Origin of the sequence: Nocardioides islandensis, assembly GCF_015352455.1 — a bacterium.
In the GTDB taxonomy this organism is placed as follows: Bacteria; Actinomycetota; Actinomycetes; order Propionibacteriales; family Nocardioidaceae; genus Nocardioides; species Nocardioides islandensis.
Map to the genome: position 1 here is coordinate 1 of NZ_JADKPN010000011.1, position 15,666 is coordinate 15,666.

Below are 15,666 nucleotides of genomic sequence, written 5' to 3' on the forward strand. Positions count from 1 at the left end.
CGCCGCCGTGGTGGGTCTGGCGGCTCGTCGTGAGGGACGAGCGACGAGTGGGTAGGCGGCGGGATCTTCTCGTGCAGCCGCCGGCGACCACGGTCCCGATGCCCGCCGCAGGCGACCAAACAAGACACCAACCACAGACAAACCCCGCCTAGGTCTCCAGGGGTGAGGCACGCACGTGCCGTCATCCCTAGCGTGCCCTCATGACCGCGATCGATCTCGGCAGGCCGGTGTCCGGCGACGTCGTCGAGCTGATCCTCGAGGACCATCGGAGGTTCGAGGCGCTGCTGCGCGACCTCCGGGACAGCACGTCCGACCGGGACGCGGTCCGGCGGGCGTTCGCGACCCTGCACGTCGCGCACGCGGAGGCCGAGGAGAAGCACGTGTACCCCAAGCTGCGCCGCACGGACGCGATCACGGGGCACGAGGCGGAGCACGGCGAGGAGGAGCACGCCGAGGGGCACCAGACGCTGCTGGCCGTCCTCGAGCTCAAGGGCACCGACACCCAGGCGTTCGACGACGCCGTCGAGGAGCTGGCTGAGCTCGTGAACCACCACCTCACCGAGGAGGAGCTGACGATCCTCAACCCCGCGCGCGAGGAGGTCGGCGAGCGGGTCCGCGAGGAGCTCGGCGAGGCGTTCGCCATCGAGCGCAACCGGCAGATCGACGACGGCTGCGGGACGTTGACCAACGTACGCCGCATCGTCGCCGCCGCCCGCAAGGCCGGCGTGCTCGACGGCGAGGAGGACGAGGGCGGGGACGAGAGCGGGGAGGACTAGCTCGGGGGCGGGAGCTGCCGCTTCTGCAGCTTGCGCATCTCCCTCTCCTGCCGGCGCACGATGGCACGCTTGTTGGACTCGATGATGTCCTTCTTCTGCACGACGGAGTGCAGGAACGGGATCGCCGTCGCGATCATCGGGAAGACAGGCCACGGGAACCCGCCACCGACGGCCAGCCAGATCGCCCAGCAGATGAGTGTCGGGACAAGGAAGCCCATGAGGACCTCGCGACGGCCCTTCTCCCACTTGGCGATCGCCTGCTCCTCGATCGACCGCGTGTCCAGGGCACCCGCGCCGACGTAGGGCACCACGGCGGAGGTCGGCACCAGGTCGGCCAGCACCTCGGGCAGCTCGCCGAGGGTCTTGGCCCCGGCGACGGCGTCGGAGCGCTCGTCGTACTCCTCGCGGTCCAGGCGGCCCTCGGCGTACGCCTCGCCGAGCGTGCGCAACACGATGTCGCGGTCCGCGTCGGACGCGCGCATCGGGGCGTGCTCGGGGTGCCGCGGGTCGTGGTCGAACTCCCGCCACACCTCCGGTCCGGTCACGGGCACATGGTAGGCGGGCGTGGTAGGCAGGGCCCCGTGGACGTCGCGCGCATGCAGGCCCACTGCCTCGGCAAGCCGGGGGCGTGGCCCGACAACCCCTGGGAGCACGACCACCCCGTCGTCAAGGTCGGGCCGGGGGAGCGCGGCAAGATCTTCGCGTTCCTCGGCGGCGACAGCGTGGGCGTCAAGAGCGGCCGCAGCCGCGAGGTCGCCGACGAGTGGCTCCTGCGGTACCCGCAGGACGCGACCGTGATGGCGTACATCGGCCGGTCCGGGTGGAACACCCTGGCCCTCGGCGGCGCGATCCCCGACGACGAGCTGCTCGAGGCCGTGGACGACTCCTACCGGCTGGTCGTCGAGGGACTGCCGAAGAAGCTGCGGCCCGACGGCTGGGACGGCTGAGACAGCGACGCGCGAGCTACCGGTTGGCCGCCCGCGCGACGGTCAGCCCGACCAGGCGGGCGATCACCAGCGCGACGTACAGCACCCCGGCCACCTGCTCGACCATCACCAGCGACCGGGCATGACCCAGGATCGGGACGATGTCGGAGAGACCGACGCTGGTCAGGTTGGTGAAGGAGAGGAACAACAGGTCGAAGAACCGGTGCGCCTCGGCCCCGCCCGCCCCGACGAACGACCCCGGCCAGACGGCCTGGCACGCGACGTACACGTAGGCGAAGCCCCAGGCGACGACCGTGAACGCGGCCCCGGTGGCGTACAGCTCGTCGGTGGTCACGCGGTCGTCGTGGAAGAGGTACCGGATCATCCCGTAGCTGACGTAGAAGTAGAACGGCGCGTGCAGCAGGGCCGAGGTCAGCACGACGCCGTCGCTGTCGGGGAAGAACGCCTCCAGCACGCTGAACACCATGGCCGGCCCGCCGAGCAGCACCGCGATCCAGCCGAGGGCCGGCGTGCGCCGCACCGCCCACAGCGCGATGAGCACCACGCCCGTGCCCATCGCCCCGAGGAAGGCCCGGCCGGCGGTGTTCGCGTCGGCGAACGGGTAGGCCAGGACGGCGAGGAGCTGGGCGGCCAGCAGCACGCCCGAGGGGTGCCGGCGCACGGCCTCCAGCAGCCCGGCGGACGGGTGGTGGTCCGGCTCGGGCTCGGGAGGCACAGGCCGATCCTAGGAGCCGCGCCCCGGCTCGAGGGGTTGCCGGACGGGAGCGTCGCCAACACCTACGATGCCGGGGTGAGGGAGGCCGGGGAGGGCCGACCTGTCGCGCTCTGGGCGCTGGTCTCCGTACTGGTGCTCGCGTGCGTGGTCGGGGGAGTGCAGGTGGCGCACGCGCACGACTCGCGCGAGCGCGCCGCCGAGCGGCAGCAGCGGTACGCCGACGCGCTGGCCGCCGCGCGCACCGAGGCCACGGCCTTCGTCAACGTCCGCCACGACACCGCCGAGGAGGACCTCGGCCGGATCGCCGCCGGCGCCACCGGACCGCTGAAGGACCGGTACGTCGAGGATGCCGACCGGTTCGTCGCCGCCCTGCGCCGGGACAAGACGGTCACCACCGGGTCCGTCGTGTGGGCCGGCGTCGTCCGGGTCGACGCCAACGGCGCGACCGTGCTCGTCGCGACCACGGGCACCCGCGCCGACCGCACGACCAAGGGCGAGGAGGTCTCCCGCGACCTGCGGCTGCGCCTCGAGCTGGTGCCGGTCGACGGCGACTGGCTGACCTCGGACATCAGGCCGGTGGGCTGACGTGCGCCTGCTGGGGAGACGCGTGCTGGCGGTGGTCGCCCTCGTGCTGGCCGGCGTGGTCGGCGTCGAGGTCTGGTACCTCGCCGTCGAGCCCCCCGCCTCCGCCGAGCACCGGCCGGTCGTGCTCGGTGACCTCGAGGCGCGCGCGGTCGTGGACGAGGCCGCCCAGTCGCTGACCGAGATCACCTCGACCAGCTTCCACAACTACGACGACCAGGTCACCCAGGCCACCACGCTGATGACGCCGGAGTACGCCGAGTCCTACCGCGCCACCGCCGAGTCGCTGCGCGCGACGTTCATGGACCGGCAGCGGGAGGTCGCCGCGCAGGTCGTCGCCTCCGCCGTCGTCCGCGCGACCAGCCAGCAGGTGCAGGCCCTGGTGTTCCTGGACTCGCGGCTCAGCGAGCGCGGCTCGGCGCCGATCACGCTGCCGTACCGCACCCTCGTCACCATGACCCGCAGCGGCCACGACTGGCTGGTCTCCGACATCGAGACCCAGTAGGCACCCCTAGGATCGCCAGCGTGGCTCCTGAGGTGAGAGAGATCGAGACCGACCTGCTCATCATCGGCGCCGGGCCGAGCGGCCTGTACGCCACGTACTACGCGGGGTTCCGTGGCCTGCGCGTCGCGCTCGTCGACTCGCTGCCGGAGCTCGGTGGCCAGGTCACCGCGATGTACCCGGAGAAGATGATCTTCGACGTCGCCGGCTTCCCCGCGATCAAGGGCCGCGACCTGGTCGCGGGTCTGGTCGAGCAGGCCGCCAGCGCGCACCCGGAGTACTTCCTCGACCGCACCGCCACCGGCCTCAGCCACGACGAGGACTCGGTGACCATCACCCTCGACGACGGCACGAGCGTCCGGGCCGGCGCCGCGATCATCACCGCGGGCATCGGCAAGTTCAGCCCTCGCCCGCTGCCTGCGGGCGACGGGTGGGTCGGCCGCGGCATGGAGTTCTTCGTGCCGAGCTTCGCGCCGTACGCCGGCAAGGACGTCGTCATCGTGGGTGGCGGCGACAGCGCGTTCGACTGGGCGCTGCACCTCGAGCCGGTCGCCAGGTCGGTCACCCTCGTGCACCGCCGCGACGCCTTCCGCGCGCACCAGCGCACGGTCGACCAGGTGCTGTCCTCTTCCGTCGAGGTCGTCACCAAGGCCCAGGTGACCGCGCTGCTCGACAACGGGTCGGGCAACGGCGTGGTCGAGGAGGTCGAGATCACCGTCGACGGCGCGGAGCCGATACGCCGCCCTGCCCAGGCGGTCGTGGCGGCCCTCGGCTTCGTGGCCGACCTCGGCCCGCTCCAGCAGTGGGGGATCGAGGTGCAGAAGCGGCACATCGTCGTGGACGCCTCGATGCGCACCAACCTGCGCCGCGTGTTCGCCGCCGGCGACGTCACGGAGTACCCGGGCAAGGTCCGGCTCATCGCGGTCGGGTTCGGCGAGGCGGCCACCGCCGTCAACAACGCCGCGGTCGCCATCGACCCCACCGCCCACGTGTTCCCCGGTCACTCCAGCGAAGGCACCTGACCTCCCGTCCCCTCATGCTGGTCGAGCCGCGAGGCCGGCCACGGCCGAGCGTGTCGAGACCGTGGGATCGCTCACGGGGTCTCGACACGGGCTCGCTGGCGCTCGCCCGGCTCGACCACCATGGGCTGGTTGAGGTGCGAGGAGCGCCAGCGACGAGCCTCGAAACCACGTCGCGAGAAGTGGTTTCGAGGCTCGGCCGTGAACGGCCTCGCACCTCAACCACCGGGGGCGAGCAGGAGGCGTACCGCGGTCTCCAAGGACCGCGACACCTCGGCGGAGCTGGTCCGGCCCGTCACCCAGCCGACCAGTGCGGCCAGCCAGACGTCGCGGACGACTGCGGCGGCGGCGAGGTCGTCGGGCGTCGGGTCCGCGTCGGGACGGATGGCGTGGGCCAGCATGCCGACCAGCAGCCGGCTGACGGCGCGGATCTCGTCGCGGGCCGAGGAGTCGGCGAAGACGAACGCCCGGGTGAGCGCCTCGGTGACGCGCGGCTCCTGCTGCATCCGGGCGGTGGTCGCCGCCAGCAGCTCGGTGACCCGCTCGGCCGCGGTGTCGCCAGACGGCTCGCGGGTGAGCGGCTCGGCGGCCTCGAGGTCGCGGGCCAGCGCGGAGACGAGCAGGTGCACCTTGGAGGGGAAGTAGCGGTACAGCGTCCCCAGCGCCACGTCGGCGTCCTCGGCGACGGCGCGCATCTGCACCGCGTCGTACCCGCCCTCCCTCGCCAGCGCGACCGTCGCGTCGAGGATGCGCTCCCGCCGGCGCCGTTGCGCGACCGCCTGGACGGCCGACTCCCTCCCGCTCACCAGGCTCATGATAGGAACACGTTCTATGTCAGTGCCGGGCCCGCTGCGGATCGCGTTGCTGTCCTACCGCAGCAAGCCGCACTGCGGGGGGCAGGGTGTCTACGTCCGCCACCTCAGCCGTGAGCTGGTCGCGCTCGGGCACGACGTCGAGGTGTTCTCGGGCCAGCCGTACCCCGACCTCGACCCCGGCGTCCGGCTGACGAAGGTGCCGAGCCTGGACCTGTACCGCGAGCCGGACCCGTTCCGGGTCCCCAAGCCGCGGGAGTTCCGTGACCTGGTGGACGTGGAGGAGTTCCTCACCATGTGCACGGCCGGCTTCCCCGAGCCGAAGACCTTCGGCCGGCGCATCGCCCGGGCGATGAGGGGGCGGGTCGGCGACTTCGACGTGGTGCACGACAACCAGGTGCTGGCCCACGGCATCCTCGACATCGAGGAGCTCGGACTGCCCGTCGTGACCACGATCCACCACCCGATCACCGTCGACCGCCGGCTGGACCTCGCGGCCGCGGACGGCTGGCGGCGCCGGCTGGCGATGCGGCGCTGGTACGGCTTCCTCCGCATGCAGACCAAGGTGGCCCGCCGCGCCCGCTCGATCCTGACCGCCTCGACCGCGTCCAAGCGGGACATGGTGGCCGACTTCGGCGTCGACCCGGCCCGGGTGCGGATCATCCCGCTCGGGGTCGACGACGGGTTCCGGCCGCCGACCGGGCCGCGCGTACCCGGCCGCATCCTGGCCATGGCCAGCGCGGACATGCCGGTCAAGGGCATCGCCACGCTGCTGGAGGCCTTCGCCAAGCTGCGCACCGAGCGCGAGGACCTCGAGCTGCTGCTGGTCACCAAGCCGCAGGCCGGCGGCCGCACCGAACAGCTGGTCGACGGCCTCGGCATCCGCGAGCACGTCCGTTTCGTGCACGGCATCAGCGACGCGCAGCTCGTCGAGGTGATGGGGTCGGCCGAGATCGGCTGCGTGCCGTCGCTGTACGAAGGCTTCTCCCTGCCGACCGCCGAGCTGATGGCCTGCGGCACGCCGCTGGTCGTCTCCGACGCCGGGGCCATCCCCGAGGTGGTCGGGCCCGACGGCCTCTGCGCCGACCTGGTCCCGCCCGGCGACGTCGGCGCGCTGGCCGCGGCGATCGCGGCGCTGCTCGACGACCCCGGACGGCGCGAGAGGTACGGCGCGGCCGGGCGGGCCCGCGTCGAGGAGCGGTTCAGCTGGCGGGCCGTCGCCGCCGCGACCGCGGCGGCGTACCAGGACGAGATCGACGCGAGGTTGCGGCGCGATGCTCACCGTTGACTTCGACCGCCTCGGCCTGCTGCCCGGAGACCGCGCGCTCGACATGGGCTGTGGCGGAGGCCGGCACGCGTTCGAGATGTACCGCCGCGGCGCCGACGTCGTCGCGTTCGACCAGGACGCCGACGAGCTGGCCGGGGTGCGGGACCTCTTCGCGGCCATGAAGGCCGAGGGCGAGGTGCCGGAGGGCGCCGAGGCGGACGTCAAGGAGGGCGACGCCTTGTCGCTGCCCTTCGCGGACGGCGAGTTCGAGCGGGTGGTCGCGGCGGAGGTGCTCGAGCACATCCCCGCCGACATCCAGGCGATCGGCGAGCTGGTGCGGGTGCTGCGCCCGGGCGGCACGATGGCCGTCACCGTGCCGCGGTGGTTCCCCGAGATCGTCTGCTGGCAGCTGTCCCGGGAGTACCACGACACCCCCGGCGGCCACATCCGGATCTACACCGACAAGGAGCTGGCCACCAAGGTCGAGAACGCCGGCCTGGAGCTCCTCGGCAAGGGGTACGCCCACGGCCTCCACGCGCCGTACTGGTGGCTCAAGTGCGCGGTCGGCGTCCACAAGGACGACAACCCGGCGGTGAAGGCGTACCACCGCCTGCTGGTCTGGGACATCATGAAGAAGCCGCGCACGACCCGGTACGCCGAGCGCCTGCTCGACCCGGTGATCGGCAAGAGCCTGGTCCTCTACTTCCGCAAGCCCGCCTGATGCTGACGTCCGGCGAGCTGGCCGCCTCGGCCCGGTCGATCATGGCCATGCAGGAGGCCGACGGCGCGATCCCGTGGACCACCGGCGCGCACACCGACGTCTGGAACCACCTCGAGTCGGCCATGGCGCTGACCGTCGCGGGCGAGCACGAGGCGGCCGAGCGGGCCTACGCGTGGGTGCTCGAGCGGCAGCGGGCGGACGGGTCCTGGCCGATGAAGTACGTCGCGGGCGAGGTCGTCGACGCCAGCGGCGAGACCAACATGTCGGCGTACCTCGCGGTCGCGGTGTGGCACCACTGGCTGGTACGCCGCGAACCGGCGTTCGTGGCCCGCTGCTGGCCCGCGGTGCGCCGGGCGCTCGACTGGGTCGTCTCGCGGCAGCTGCCGTTCGGCGGCATCGCGTGGGCCCAGGAGTGGGACGGCGACCGGCCCGCGCGGACGCACCAGGACGCGCTGCTCGCGGCGTCGTCGAGCGTGCACCACGCGCTGCGCGCGGGCGTCTCGCTGGCCGCGCTGGTCGACGACCCGCAGCCGCACTGGGAGCTGGCCGGCGGCCGGCTGCGGCACGCGATCGCCGCGCACCCGGACCTGTTCCTGGACAAGTCCGAGTTCTCGATGGACTGGTACTACCCCGTGCTCGGCGGTGCGGTCCGCGGCCCGGACGCCGACCGCCTGCTCGAGGCCCGGTGGGACGACTTCGTGGTCCCCGGTCTCGGCATCCGCTGCGTCATCTCCAACGAGTGGGTGACCGGAGCCGAGACCTGCGAGCTCGCTCTCGCGCTGGAGGCCATCGGCGACCGGGAGCGGGCGCAGCGCCTGTTCGCCGACATGCAGCACCTGCGGGAGCCGGACGGCCGCTACTGGACCGGGTACGTCCTCCCCGACGACGTCCACTGGCCCGACGAGCACTCCACCTACACGACGGCCGCGGTGATCCTGGCCGCGGACGCCCTGTCGGACACCACGGCCGGCGCCGACATCGTCCGCGGCCGGACCCTGGTCCCGGCCTTCGAGCCGGTCGACCTCGAGTGCGGCTGTCCCTCACCCCACCGGGTCGCCGGCGGCACCCGCCGTTCGGCGTAGCACCCGCAGCGAGCCGACCGCCTTGCGGTCCTCGACGTACGACCCGCCCGCCAGCGCGCGCAGGTACAGCTCGTAGGGCGGCCGCCCGCCGTCCGCCGGGTCCGGGAACACGTCGTGGATCGCCAGCAACCCGCCGGGCATCACCCAGGGAGCCCAGCCCTCGTAGTCGTCCATGGCCGGCTGCTCGCCGTGCCCGCCGTCGACGAACAGCAGCGACAGGGGAGTGCGCCAGTGCGCGCTGACCACCAGCGACGGCCCGACGACCGCCACCACGTGGTCCTCCAGCCCGGCGCGCTCGACCGTCCGGCGGTACGCCGGCAGGGTGTCCATCCGCCCGGACTCGGCGTCCACGAGCGAGGAGTCGTGGTGCTCCCAGCCGGCCTGGTTCTCCTCCGACCCACGGTGGTGGTCCACGGTGAACACCGTGCCGCCGACCTCCCGGGCGGCCGCGCCGAGGTAGATCGCCGACTTGCCGCAGTACGTGCCGACCTCGAGCACCGGACCGTGCGGCAGCCGCTCGCGGGCCAGCGCGTGCAGGGCCAGCCCCTCCTCCTCGGGCATGAAGCCCTTGGCTGCGCGAGCATGTGCGAGCCAGTCCACCGGCCCGTCAGGCTCCTGCGTCATCGAGCACCGCCTCCGTGTGCAGCCGGGTCACGGGGCGCCACGCTAGGCGACGCGCTGCTGCTTGCCAATCTGGAAAGTACGACGCATACTTTCCAACATGGAAAGTGACGACGAGCTGACCGCTCTGCGCGACGCCGAGCGGGCCCGCGACCAGCTGGCGGCCGACCTGGTGGTGCCGCCGCGGTTCGACGAGGCGATCGGTGCCGCGGTGGCGTTCCAGATCGCGACCAGCGTCGTGGCGCTCACGGTCGACCAGACGTGGGCGCGGTCGCTGCTCCCCGTGGGTGTGGTGGCGTTCGGCGTGGTCGCGGCCCTCCAGGTCCTGCGGTTCCGCCGGCTCAACGGCGTCCGGGTGCGTGGCTTCGTGAGCCGGGTGATCCTCGGGTCGGCCACGACGGCGTCGTTCGGGTACGCCGTGGCGCTGGTGTCGGCGTACGTCGCGGCGCTGCGCGACCTCTGGTGGCTGGTCGGCCTGGCCGCCGTCGCCGGCGGCGTGGTGTACGTGCTGAGCGGCCGGCGCTGGCTGCGCGCCTACCGCCGGGAGCCGGACCGCCTCGGCCCCGGCGAGTCGGCCCTGTGGCTGGCGCTGGTGGTCGTGTTCGCGGTGGCCGCCCTCGTGCTGCTGGTGCTTCAGCGCTGATGGCCGATCTCGACCCGCATCTCCAGGCCCCGGCCCGGCTCAAGCTGGTCACCATGCTGTCCGCCGTCAGCGAGGCGGAGTTCGCGGTGGTCCGGGACCGGCTGGACGTCAGCGACTCGGTGCTCTCCAAGCACCTGTCGGCGCTCGGCGAGGCCGGGTACGTGCGGATGCACAAGGGCACCCACCAGGGCCGGCGCACCACCTGGATCGCGCTGACCCACCGCGGCCGCAAGGCCCTCACCAGCCACGTCGCGGTGCTCCGGGCGCTGATCGCCGACGTCCCATGAGACGCGTCCGCTGGTCGAGGAAGGCCGTCAGGCCTGTCACGAGACCCGGTGAGGATGGTCGCCGGGCCTCGTGACGGTCGCTGGCGCGACCTCCTCGACCAACGTGCCGGCTACGGAGCCAGCGTGCCGTACACCTCGAGCTCGGTGAGGTCGGTGAAGCGGCACCCGTCGTACGGGCCGTTCGGGCAGTTCACACCGAAGTCCGGGACCTGGTTGCCCAGGATCGTGAACTTCACGAACTGCACGCCGTTGACGCCCGAGGTCGGCGTCAGCGGGACCAGCTTGGCCCGGTCGGCCTCGGTGAACTCGCCGCTGTAGGCCAGCGTCCAGGACACCCCGTCGGCCGAGGTCTCGATCTGGAACTTGCCGGTCGAGGCGCTGCCGGCGTCACCACAGGTGGCGGTCGGGTCGACCGCGAACTGGGTGATGTTCACCTTGTGACCGAGGTCGACGGTGAGGAACTTGGGCACGAACTGGTTGGTCGGCTTGCCCCTCTTGTTGCCGGTCGTGCTGCCCCAGCCCGTGGCCTGCGAGGTGTCGAGGGCCTGCTCCGGTCCGCAGGCGAAGACCGTGAGGTCCGGGCCGTTGAAGCCGACCACCTTGGCGCCGCCACTGGTGGCCGCCCAGTCGCGCCGGACCGCGAAGTCCCGCGTCGTGGTGGAGGCGCCGACCTGCACCGACGTGCGGATCGGGTCGAACCCGGCGCCGTTCACGACCAGCTTGTTGTAGGTGCCCGCGGGCACCGGGCCGATCGAGTACGTGCCGTCGGCGGCGGTGACCGCCGTCGGGTTCGCGATGCCCTCGCCCTGGAACGCCAGGGTCACCGGGACGCCGGCGACCGGCTGGCCGGTGCCGAGCTCGGTCACCCGGCCGGTGAGCAGGCCCCTCTGGCCGGATGTCGGCGGCCGCGAGCTGCTCGCGGCCGGCGTGCCGTCGCTGCCGCCCAGTGAGCCGGCGAAGAAGCCCATGCCCCTCTTGGCGAAGACGTTCCAGATCTTCTTGTGGTACTTGCCCTTGTACACCGCCTGGTCGGCCACCAGGATCGCGTTGCGCGCGTCCAGGTACGACGGGTTGCCCGCCGTCAGCTCCAGGCCGCGGGTGACCAGGGACAGCGAGACGCGGGAGCCCAGCTTGTCGCGCAGCGACCAGAGGGTCTGGCCCCAGATCTCGCCGTCGGCGTGCACCTCGTTGAAGCCGATGACCTTGCCGTAGTCGGCGTACGTGTAGCCGCCCTTGTGGCCGGTCGTGGACAGGGACGACTGCGGGCAGGCCTCGGGCGGCGAGGCCGGCGTGCAGTCCATGCCCTGGGTGCGGACGAGGGCGCCACCGAGACCGTCGTAGGCGTAGATGTCCATGTCGGCCACGCCCTTCTTGTCGGACTCCAGACCCTGGCCCACGAGGTAGTCGTTGGCGTACCAGTCGCTCCAGGCCTCGCCCATGGCGCCCGCCTGGACGGGGCCGAGGGTGCTGTTGCCGTTGACGTCGACGACCAGGCGGTTGGACAGGCCGTGGGTGTACTCGTGGTAGACGGTGTTGGCCTCGTCACCGGTGTTGTTGGCCGGGAACGGCTCGTCGAAGTCGGAGTACGTCGTGCCGGGCAGGTGCTGCAGGTACATCTGCATCCGCGGCGAGGTGCCGTCCGGCGGGGTGTTCATGTTGGCGTTGTCGACGTGGTCGCTGTCGGGGAGCCCGCCGGCGGTGTCGGCGCCGTCCATCGTCTGGGTCTCGACCGCGTCGTGGCCCTTGCCCTTGCCGGAGGAGTTGACCGTCTCGAAGTTGCCCGCCGCCTCGGTGAAGCCGATCGGCTTGGCCAGCAGGTGGTCGTGCCAGTTGTTCACGAAGAAGAAGACCTGCGCGGCGTTCTGCGCGCGGTTGACCTTCCACGAGAACGGCTTGTCGGGGTTCCACGAGCAGGGGAGGTCCTTGCAGAACGACATGTTCTTGACCATGAAGCGCTTGAGCGGGTCGTTGACGCGGCCGCCGGGACCCGGGTGCACCTCCTCCGAGGGGTTGGCCTTGTCGTCGTCGTTGACGTCGGAGTAGGTGTGCGAGTTGTTGCCCTTGAGGGCGCCCGCCCCGCGCGGCAGCCAGCCGTTGCGGGTGAAGTTCACCGAGATCACGTTGCCGCCGCGCTTGCTGCCCGGGTAGTTGCGGAACACCTGGCCGATGGCCTCGCCGGAGGCGTCGTCGCCGAGCGGGTTGCGGTAGAGCAGGCGGCCGGAGGCGGCGTCCACGACCTGGGTCGCCGGGTCGGCGACCGACATCACGGTGGTGGCCCAGGCGAGGTACGTGCCGCGGGCGGTCACGAACAGGACCTGCTCGGCGTGGTCGCTGCTGCCCGCGCGCTCGTCGGTCGCGCCGAGGCGCGTGCGCGCGTCGGCGATGGCCGCCGTGGACGAGGCGATCTCGGGGTTTGCCGGCGCCGGCAGGTGGGCCTTGCTGACCGGCGAGCCGCCGACGGTCAGCAGCTTGCCGTCCTTGGTCACGGCCGCGGTGAGGCCGTTGCCGAAGACGTTGTGCCCGCCGATGCGCTGGATCCAGTAGAGGTGGTGGATGCCGGCGATGTCGACGTACTCGCGCTTGAGCTTGAACGTCTTGAGGTCGTTGGTGGTGAGGCCGAGCGCGTCGTGGTTCTGCTTGACGAACTTCAGCGCCACCTTCTTGGCCGGGTTCTTGCTCTTGCCGGTGAGGCTCCCGTCCAGGCGCGACAGCATCCGGACCGTGCCCGTGGTGCCGTCGATGTCCAGCACCGCCTTGCCCGGGAGGGCCCGGGCGAACGCTCGCGTGGCCGCGCGGTCGGCGGTCCTCGCGGCCGTCCGGGCCGAGATGGCCCGGGCCGCGGTGGACTGCCCGGAGCGCGCGTCGTAGAAGCCGCGCGCCTCGACCGGCTGCTTGCTGGTGCGTTCCGGGGTGGTGCTGCCGGGCGTGCCGGCGGTGGTGGCCGAGGCCAGGGACGTCGAGGCCAGGGCCGTCGTCAGGACGACGGCTCCCGCGGCCACGCATCCGGCCATCCGGCGAGCCCCTGGCCGAGTGGGGCGAGGGAGGGGCAACGCAGACATGAGTCTCCTCATCCGAGTTCAGGTGATCCGAGAGTGCTGGGGGAACCGGGCCAACTCTCGCCGGACACCCCTGCGGAGGCAAGCACCGGGGTCCGTGAGTCGGGGTCCGCGACGACTTCAGAGATCGCCCAGCGGGACCCGCTCGTCGGCGAGCCGGTCCGGGTCCACCCGGGTGCCGACGAGGCGGCGCACGTCGTCGATCGCGTCCCAGTCGTTGACGTGCATGCCGGCCACGATCGTGCCGTCGCGGAGCCACCAGGCGGTCCAGGTACCGCCGTCACTGGACTCGTCACGTGCGTCCGGTGTGCCGCGCACGACGACGCGGTCGAACCCCGCCGGGCCCGGGTTGCCGACGTACTCCATGCCGAGGTCGTACTGGTCGGTGAAGAAGTACGGCAGCGCGTCGTGCTGGGTGTCCTGGCCCAGGAGGTTGGCGGCGACCACCTTGCCGTGCTGGATCGCGGTGTCCCAGTGCTCGACCCGCAGCGGGCGGCCGAGGACGGGGTGGTCGGCGTTGGCGACGTCGCCCGCGGCGTACACGTCGGCCGCGCTGGTGCGCAGCCGGCTGTCGGTGCGGACGCCCCCTGACTGCCGGTCGACGGTGAGCCCGGCAGCCTCCGCGAGGCTCACGTCGGGCACCGCGCCGATGCCGACGACCAGGCGGTCGACGCTCACCGCGTCCCCGTCGACCTCGATCTCGACCCCGTCCGGCGTGGAGCGGATCGCGCCGAGCTCCACCCCGGTGCGGAGGTCGACGCCGTGGGCGCGGTGCAGGTCCGCGAAGTGGCCGGCGACCTCGTCGCCGAGCACCGCGTGGAGCGGCTGCGGGGCCATCTCCAGGATGACGACGTCGACGCCGTGCTTGCGGGCGGCGCTGGCGATCTCGAGGCCGATCCAACCGCCGCCGATGAGCGCGAGCCGGGAGCCCTCGGTCAGGGCGGCGCGCAGCCGCTCGGCGTCGTCCCACTGCCTCAGGTAGTGGACCTCGGCACCGCTGTCGTCCGCGGACGGGAGGTGGCGGGCGCGGGAGCCGGTGGCCAGGACGAGGGAGGAGTACGTCGCCTCGTTGCCCGCCGCCGTGATCGTGTGGCGCGCCGGGTCGATCGCCGTGACCGGCGTCGAGGTGTGGAGGTCGACCCGGTGCTGGGCGTACCAGTCCTCGGGGTGCACGAGGGCGTCGCTCAGCGGCCCCTTGTCGAGCATGAAGTCCTTGGAGAGCGGCGGGCGCTCGTACGGCGGGTGGGCCTCGTCGGTGTAGACCGCGATGGGTCCGTCGTACCCGCCCTCGCGCAGCTCGGTGACCACGGTGCCGGCGGCGAGGCCGCCACCGACCACGACGACGGGGGCAGTGGTTGACGGTTCAGCCATGGGGCTCAGCCTGCCACGGGCGGCCGCACGGCCTCGCGGAGCTCGAAGAACTCCCGTGGCCGGAACCGGAAGACGGCCGCGACCAGGTTGGACGGGAAGGTTCGGACCCGCGTGTTGTAGGCGCGGACGTTGCCGTTGTAGAAGCGCCGGCTGGCGGCGATCCGGTCCTCGGTGTTGGTCAGCTCGTCCTGGAGCGCAAGGAAGCTCTCGCTGGCCTCGAGGTCCGGGTAGGCCTCGACGCGTGCGAGGAGCTGCTGGAGGGCGCCGCCGAGCGAGTCCTCGTAGCCCTGGCGGTGCGCGGGGGAGTCGGTGTGGTGGGAGGTCGCCGCCTCGCGGGCCTCCACCAGCCGGGTGAGCAGGGCCTGCTCGTGGGCGGCGTACCCCTTCACCGTGTCCACGAGCTGGGGGATGAGGTCGTGGCGGCGGGTCAGCTCGACGTCGATGCCGCCCCAGGACTCGTCGACGAGGGTGCGCTGGCGGACGAAGCGGTTGTACATGACCAGCAGGCTGACGAGCAGGAGGGCGCCGACGCCGACGAGGGCCCAGGTGACGGGGGTCATCGGCCGCGGACCTCCTTCCAGACGAAGTCGGGCACGGTGTCGAGGATCGCGTCGAGGGCGGCCAGCTTGGCGTCGATCTCCGGGATGTCGTGGCTGCCGTCTCGGACGGCGAGGAGCGAGTCGGCGTCGAACCGCCACGCCATCTCGGGCCACTGGAGCACCAGCTCCATCATCCGCGGGTGCAGGACGTCGGAGGCGAACCGGCGGTTGGGGCAGGTGACCCGGAACGCCCGGTTGAAGTCCTCGGACTCCAGCTCGATGTCGGAGTTGGTCAGCCGGCCGAAGAACCGCGAGAACATCCCCTCCGGCGTCACCGACAGGGCCGGCATCACCGCGCCGGCGTTGACCGCGACGACCGAGAAGGGGTGGGTGTGGCGCTCCGTGCGCGTGTGGCCCTCGGCGTCCGTGGTGGTACTGGTCGTGACGTACCGGTAGTCGAACACCACGAACGGCCGGCCGTCGGAGGTGCCGCGCAGGACGTTGGACGCCTCCCGGTCCTCGCCCTCACCGAACGGCGCGCCCGCGAACCGGTCGAGCAGGGTCTGGTCCTGCTCGGTGTACGTCCAGCCGCGGCCCGCCGCCAGCGCGGCGAAGCCCTCGCGGCGCCGCTTCGCACGCAGCCAGCCGACGACCACCGCGACCACGACGAGCAGCAGGAAGCCGCCGAACACGGCAGGGATCAGCGCGGACACGGCGAGAAGGTAC

The 15,666-nt window shown here is 72.3% G+C and carries 18 protein-coding genes; 10 read left to right on the forward strand and 8 right to left on the reverse strand.

The window, feature by feature from the left end; all coding sequences use genetic code 11:
* The first annotated feature begins 200 nt into the window (after nt 1-200).
* Nucleotides 201-776: a hemerythrin domain-containing protein gene (locus ISU07_RS16550; protein WP_194707938.1), complete on the forward strand. Its 576-nt coding sequence runs from the start codon at nt 201-203 to the stop codon at nt 774-776.
* Here ISU07_RS16550 and ISU07_RS16555 read toward each other — a convergent pair.
* The gene (locus ISU07_RS16555) at nt 773-1,321 is read right to left on the reverse strand and encodes a DUF1707 SHOCT-like domain-containing protein (RefSeq protein WP_323742656.1); all 549 of its coding nucleotides are present in this window, start codon (nt 1,319-1,321) and stop codon (nt 773-775) included. The two genes, ISU07_RS16550 and ISU07_RS16555, sit on opposite strands and share 4 nt — an antisense overlap.
* 36 nt (nt 1,322-1,357) lie before the next feature.
* Between ISU07_RS16555 and ISU07_RS16560 the strand changes: the two genes are divergently transcribed.
* The gene (locus tag ISU07_RS16560) at nt 1,358-1,723 is read left to right on the forward strand and encodes an MmcQ/YjbR family DNA-binding protein (RefSeq protein WP_323742657.1); all 366 of its coding nucleotides are present in this window, start codon (nt 1,358-1,360) and stop codon (nt 1,721-1,723) included.
* Nucleotides 1,724-1,739: 16 nt separating this feature from the next.
* Here ISU07_RS16560 and ISU07_RS16565 read toward each other — a convergent pair whose 3' ends face one another.
* On the reverse strand, nt 1,740-2,438 hold the full coding sequence (locus ISU07_RS16565) for an ion channel (protein ID WP_323742658.1): 699 nt from the start codon (nt 2,436-2,438) through the stop codon (nt 1,740-1,742).
* A 75-nt stretch (nt 2,439-2,513) separates the two neighbouring features.
* Here ISU07_RS16565 and ISU07_RS16570 point away from each other — a divergent pair, with 75 nt between their 5' ends.
* Genes ISU07_RS16570 through ISU07_RS16580 form a run of 3 tightly spaced genes read left to right on the forward strand, consistent with a single transcriptional unit; the run spans nt 2,514 to nt 4,544 of the window.
* Entirely contained in the window at nt 2,514-3,023 is a 510-nt protein-coding gene (locus ISU07_RS16570) for a hypothetical protein (protein WP_194707940.1), read from the forward strand.
* A 1-nt stretch (nt 3,024) separates the two neighbouring features.
* Entirely contained in the window at nt 3,025-3,525 is a 501-nt protein-coding gene (locus tag ISU07_RS16575; protein WP_194707941.1) for a hypothetical protein, read from the forward strand.
* Nucleotides 3,526-3,545: 20 nt separating this feature from the next.
* Complete coding sequence (locus tag ISU07_RS16580; protein ID WP_323742659.1) at nt 3,546-4,544, forward strand: NAD(P)/FAD-dependent oxidoreductase; 999 nt, start codon at nt 3,546-3,548, stop codon at nt 4,542-4,544.
* Between the two features lie 215 nt (nt 4,545-4,759).
* On the opposite strand, the gene ISU07_RS16585 is transcribed toward ISU07_RS16580, so the two are convergent.
* Nucleotides 4,760-5,347, reverse strand: coding sequence for a TetR family transcriptional regulator (locus tag ISU07_RS16585; protein ID WP_323742660.1), 588 nt, complete (start codon nt 5,345-5,347; stop codon nt 4,760-4,762).
* Between the two features lie 25 nt (nt 5,348-5,372).
* On the opposite strand from ISU07_RS16585, the gene ISU07_RS16590 reads away from it, so the two are divergent.
* From ISU07_RS16590 to ISU07_RS16600, 3 genes are read left to right on the forward strand one after another with little or no spacing between them, the layout of a single operon-like run.
* Entirely contained in the window at nt 5,373-6,641 is a 1,269-nt protein-coding gene (locus tag ISU07_RS16590; protein ID WP_228522069.1) for a glycosyltransferase family 4 protein, read from the forward strand.
* Nucleotides 6,628-7,341 carry a class I SAM-dependent methyltransferase gene (locus tag ISU07_RS16595; protein WP_194707943.1) on the forward strand — a complete coding sequence of 238 codons (714 nt, stop codon included), beginning with the start codon at nt 6,628-6,630 and terminating at the stop codon, nt 7,339-7,341. Before ISU07_RS16590 ends, ISU07_RS16595 begins: the two co-directional genes overlap by 14 nt.
* Nucleotides 7,341-8,423, forward strand: a complete 1,083-nt coding sequence (locus ISU07_RS16600; RefSeq protein ID WP_194707944.1) for a prenyltransferase/squalene oxidase repeat-containing protein — start codon at nt 7,341-7,343, stop codon at nt 8,421-8,423. The genes ISU07_RS16595 and ISU07_RS16600 overlap by 1 nt, the downstream gene beginning before the upstream one ends.
* Here ISU07_RS16600 and ISU07_RS16605 read toward each other — a convergent pair.
* Entirely contained in the window at nt 8,382-9,047 is a 666-nt protein-coding gene (locus ISU07_RS16605; protein WP_194707945.1) for a class I SAM-dependent methyltransferase, read from the reverse strand. The two genes, ISU07_RS16600 and ISU07_RS16605, sit on opposite strands and share 42 nt — an antisense overlap.
* A gap of 97 nt (nt 9,048-9,144) precedes the next feature.
* On the opposite strand from ISU07_RS16605, the gene ISU07_RS16610 reads away from it, so the two are divergent.
* Nucleotides 9,145-9,687, forward strand: coding sequence for a hypothetical protein (locus ISU07_RS16610; RefSeq protein ID WP_194707946.1), 543 nt, complete (start codon nt 9,145-9,147; stop codon nt 9,685-9,687).
* Complete coding sequence (locus ISU07_RS16615) at nt 9,687-9,974, forward strand: transcriptional regulator (protein WP_194707947.1); 288 nt, start codon at nt 9,687-9,689, stop codon at nt 9,972-9,974. The genes ISU07_RS16610 and ISU07_RS16615 overlap by 1 nt, the downstream gene beginning before the upstream one ends.
* A 110-nt stretch (nt 9,975-10,084) precedes the next feature.
* On the opposite strand, the gene ISU07_RS16620 is transcribed toward ISU07_RS16615, so the two are convergent.
* The 4 genes from ISU07_RS16620 to ISU07_RS16635 all read right to left on the reverse strand — a co-directional run bounded on the left by ISU07_RS16620 (nt 10,085) and on the right by ISU07_RS16635 (nt 15,653).
* Nucleotides 10,085-12,985 carry a M36 family metallopeptidase gene (locus ISU07_RS16620; RefSeq protein ID WP_194707948.1) on the reverse strand — a complete coding sequence of 967 codons (2,901 nt, stop codon included), beginning with the start codon at nt 12,983-12,985 and terminating at the stop codon, nt 10,085-10,087.
* A 165-nt stretch (nt 12,986-13,150) separates the two neighbouring features.
* Nucleotides 13,151-14,401 (reverse strand): NAD(P)/FAD-dependent oxidoreductase, encoded by a 1,251-nt coding sequence (locus ISU07_RS16625; RefSeq protein WP_194707949.1) that lies wholly within the window; start codon nt 14,399-14,401, stop codon nt 13,151-13,153.
* Nucleotides 14,402-14,406: 5 nt separating this feature from the next.
* The gene (locus tag ISU07_RS16630; RefSeq protein ID WP_194707950.1) at nt 14,407-14,961 is read right to left on the reverse strand and encodes a LemA family protein; all 555 of its coding nucleotides are present in this window, start codon (nt 14,959-14,961) and stop codon (nt 14,407-14,409) included.
* Nucleotides 14,958-15,653 (reverse strand): DUF3137 domain-containing protein, encoded by a 696-nt coding sequence (locus ISU07_RS16635; protein ID WP_194707951.1) that lies wholly within the window; start codon nt 15,651-15,653, stop codon nt 14,958-14,960. Before ISU07_RS16635 ends, ISU07_RS16630 begins: the two co-directional genes overlap by 4 nt.
* Nucleotides 15,654-15,666 lie beyond the last annotated feature (13 nt).

Excerpts from the sequence above, each read along its gene's own strand:
- ISU07_RS16550 (WP_194707938.1), top strand. The coding sequence starts at position 201 with ATGACCGCGATCGATCTCGGCAGGCCGGTGTCCGGCGACGTCGTCGAG.
- ISU07_RS16590 (WP_228522069.1), top strand. The coding sequence starts at position 5,373 with ATGTCAGTGCCGGGCCCGCTGCGGATCGCGTTGCTGTCCTACCGCAGC.
- ISU07_RS16595 (WP_194707943.1), top strand. The coding sequence starts at position 6,628 with ATGCTCACCGTTGACTTCGACCGCCTCGGCCTGCTGCCCGGAGACCGC.
- ISU07_RS16600 (WP_194707944.1), top strand. The coding sequence starts at position 7,341 with ATGCTGACGTCCGGCGAGCTGGCCGCCTCGGCCCGGTCGATCATGGCC.
- ISU07_RS16605 (WP_194707945.1), bottom strand. The coding sequence starts at position 9,047 with ATGACGCAGGAGCCTGACGGGCCGGTGGACTGGCTCGCACATGCTCGC.
- ISU07_RS16610 (WP_194707946.1), top strand. The coding sequence starts at position 9,145 with ATGGAAAGTGACGACGAGCTGACCGCTCTGCGCGACGCCGAGCGGGCC.
- ISU07_RS16615 (WP_194707947.1), top strand. The coding sequence starts at position 9,687 with ATGGCCGATCTCGACCCGCATCTCCAGGCCCCGGCCCGGCTCAAGCTG.
- ISU07_RS16620 (WP_194707948.1), bottom strand. The coding sequence starts at position 12,985 with ATGGCCGGATGCGTGGCCGCGGGAGCCGTCGTCCTGACGACGGCCCTG.
- ISU07_RS16625 (WP_194707949.1), bottom strand. The coding sequence starts at position 14,401 with ATGGCTGAACCGTCAACCACTGCCCCCGTCGTCGTGGTCGGTGGCGGC.
- ISU07_RS16630 (WP_194707950.1), bottom strand. The coding sequence starts at position 14,961 with ATGACCCCCGTCACCTGGGCCCTCGTCGGCGTCGGCGCCCTCCTGCTC.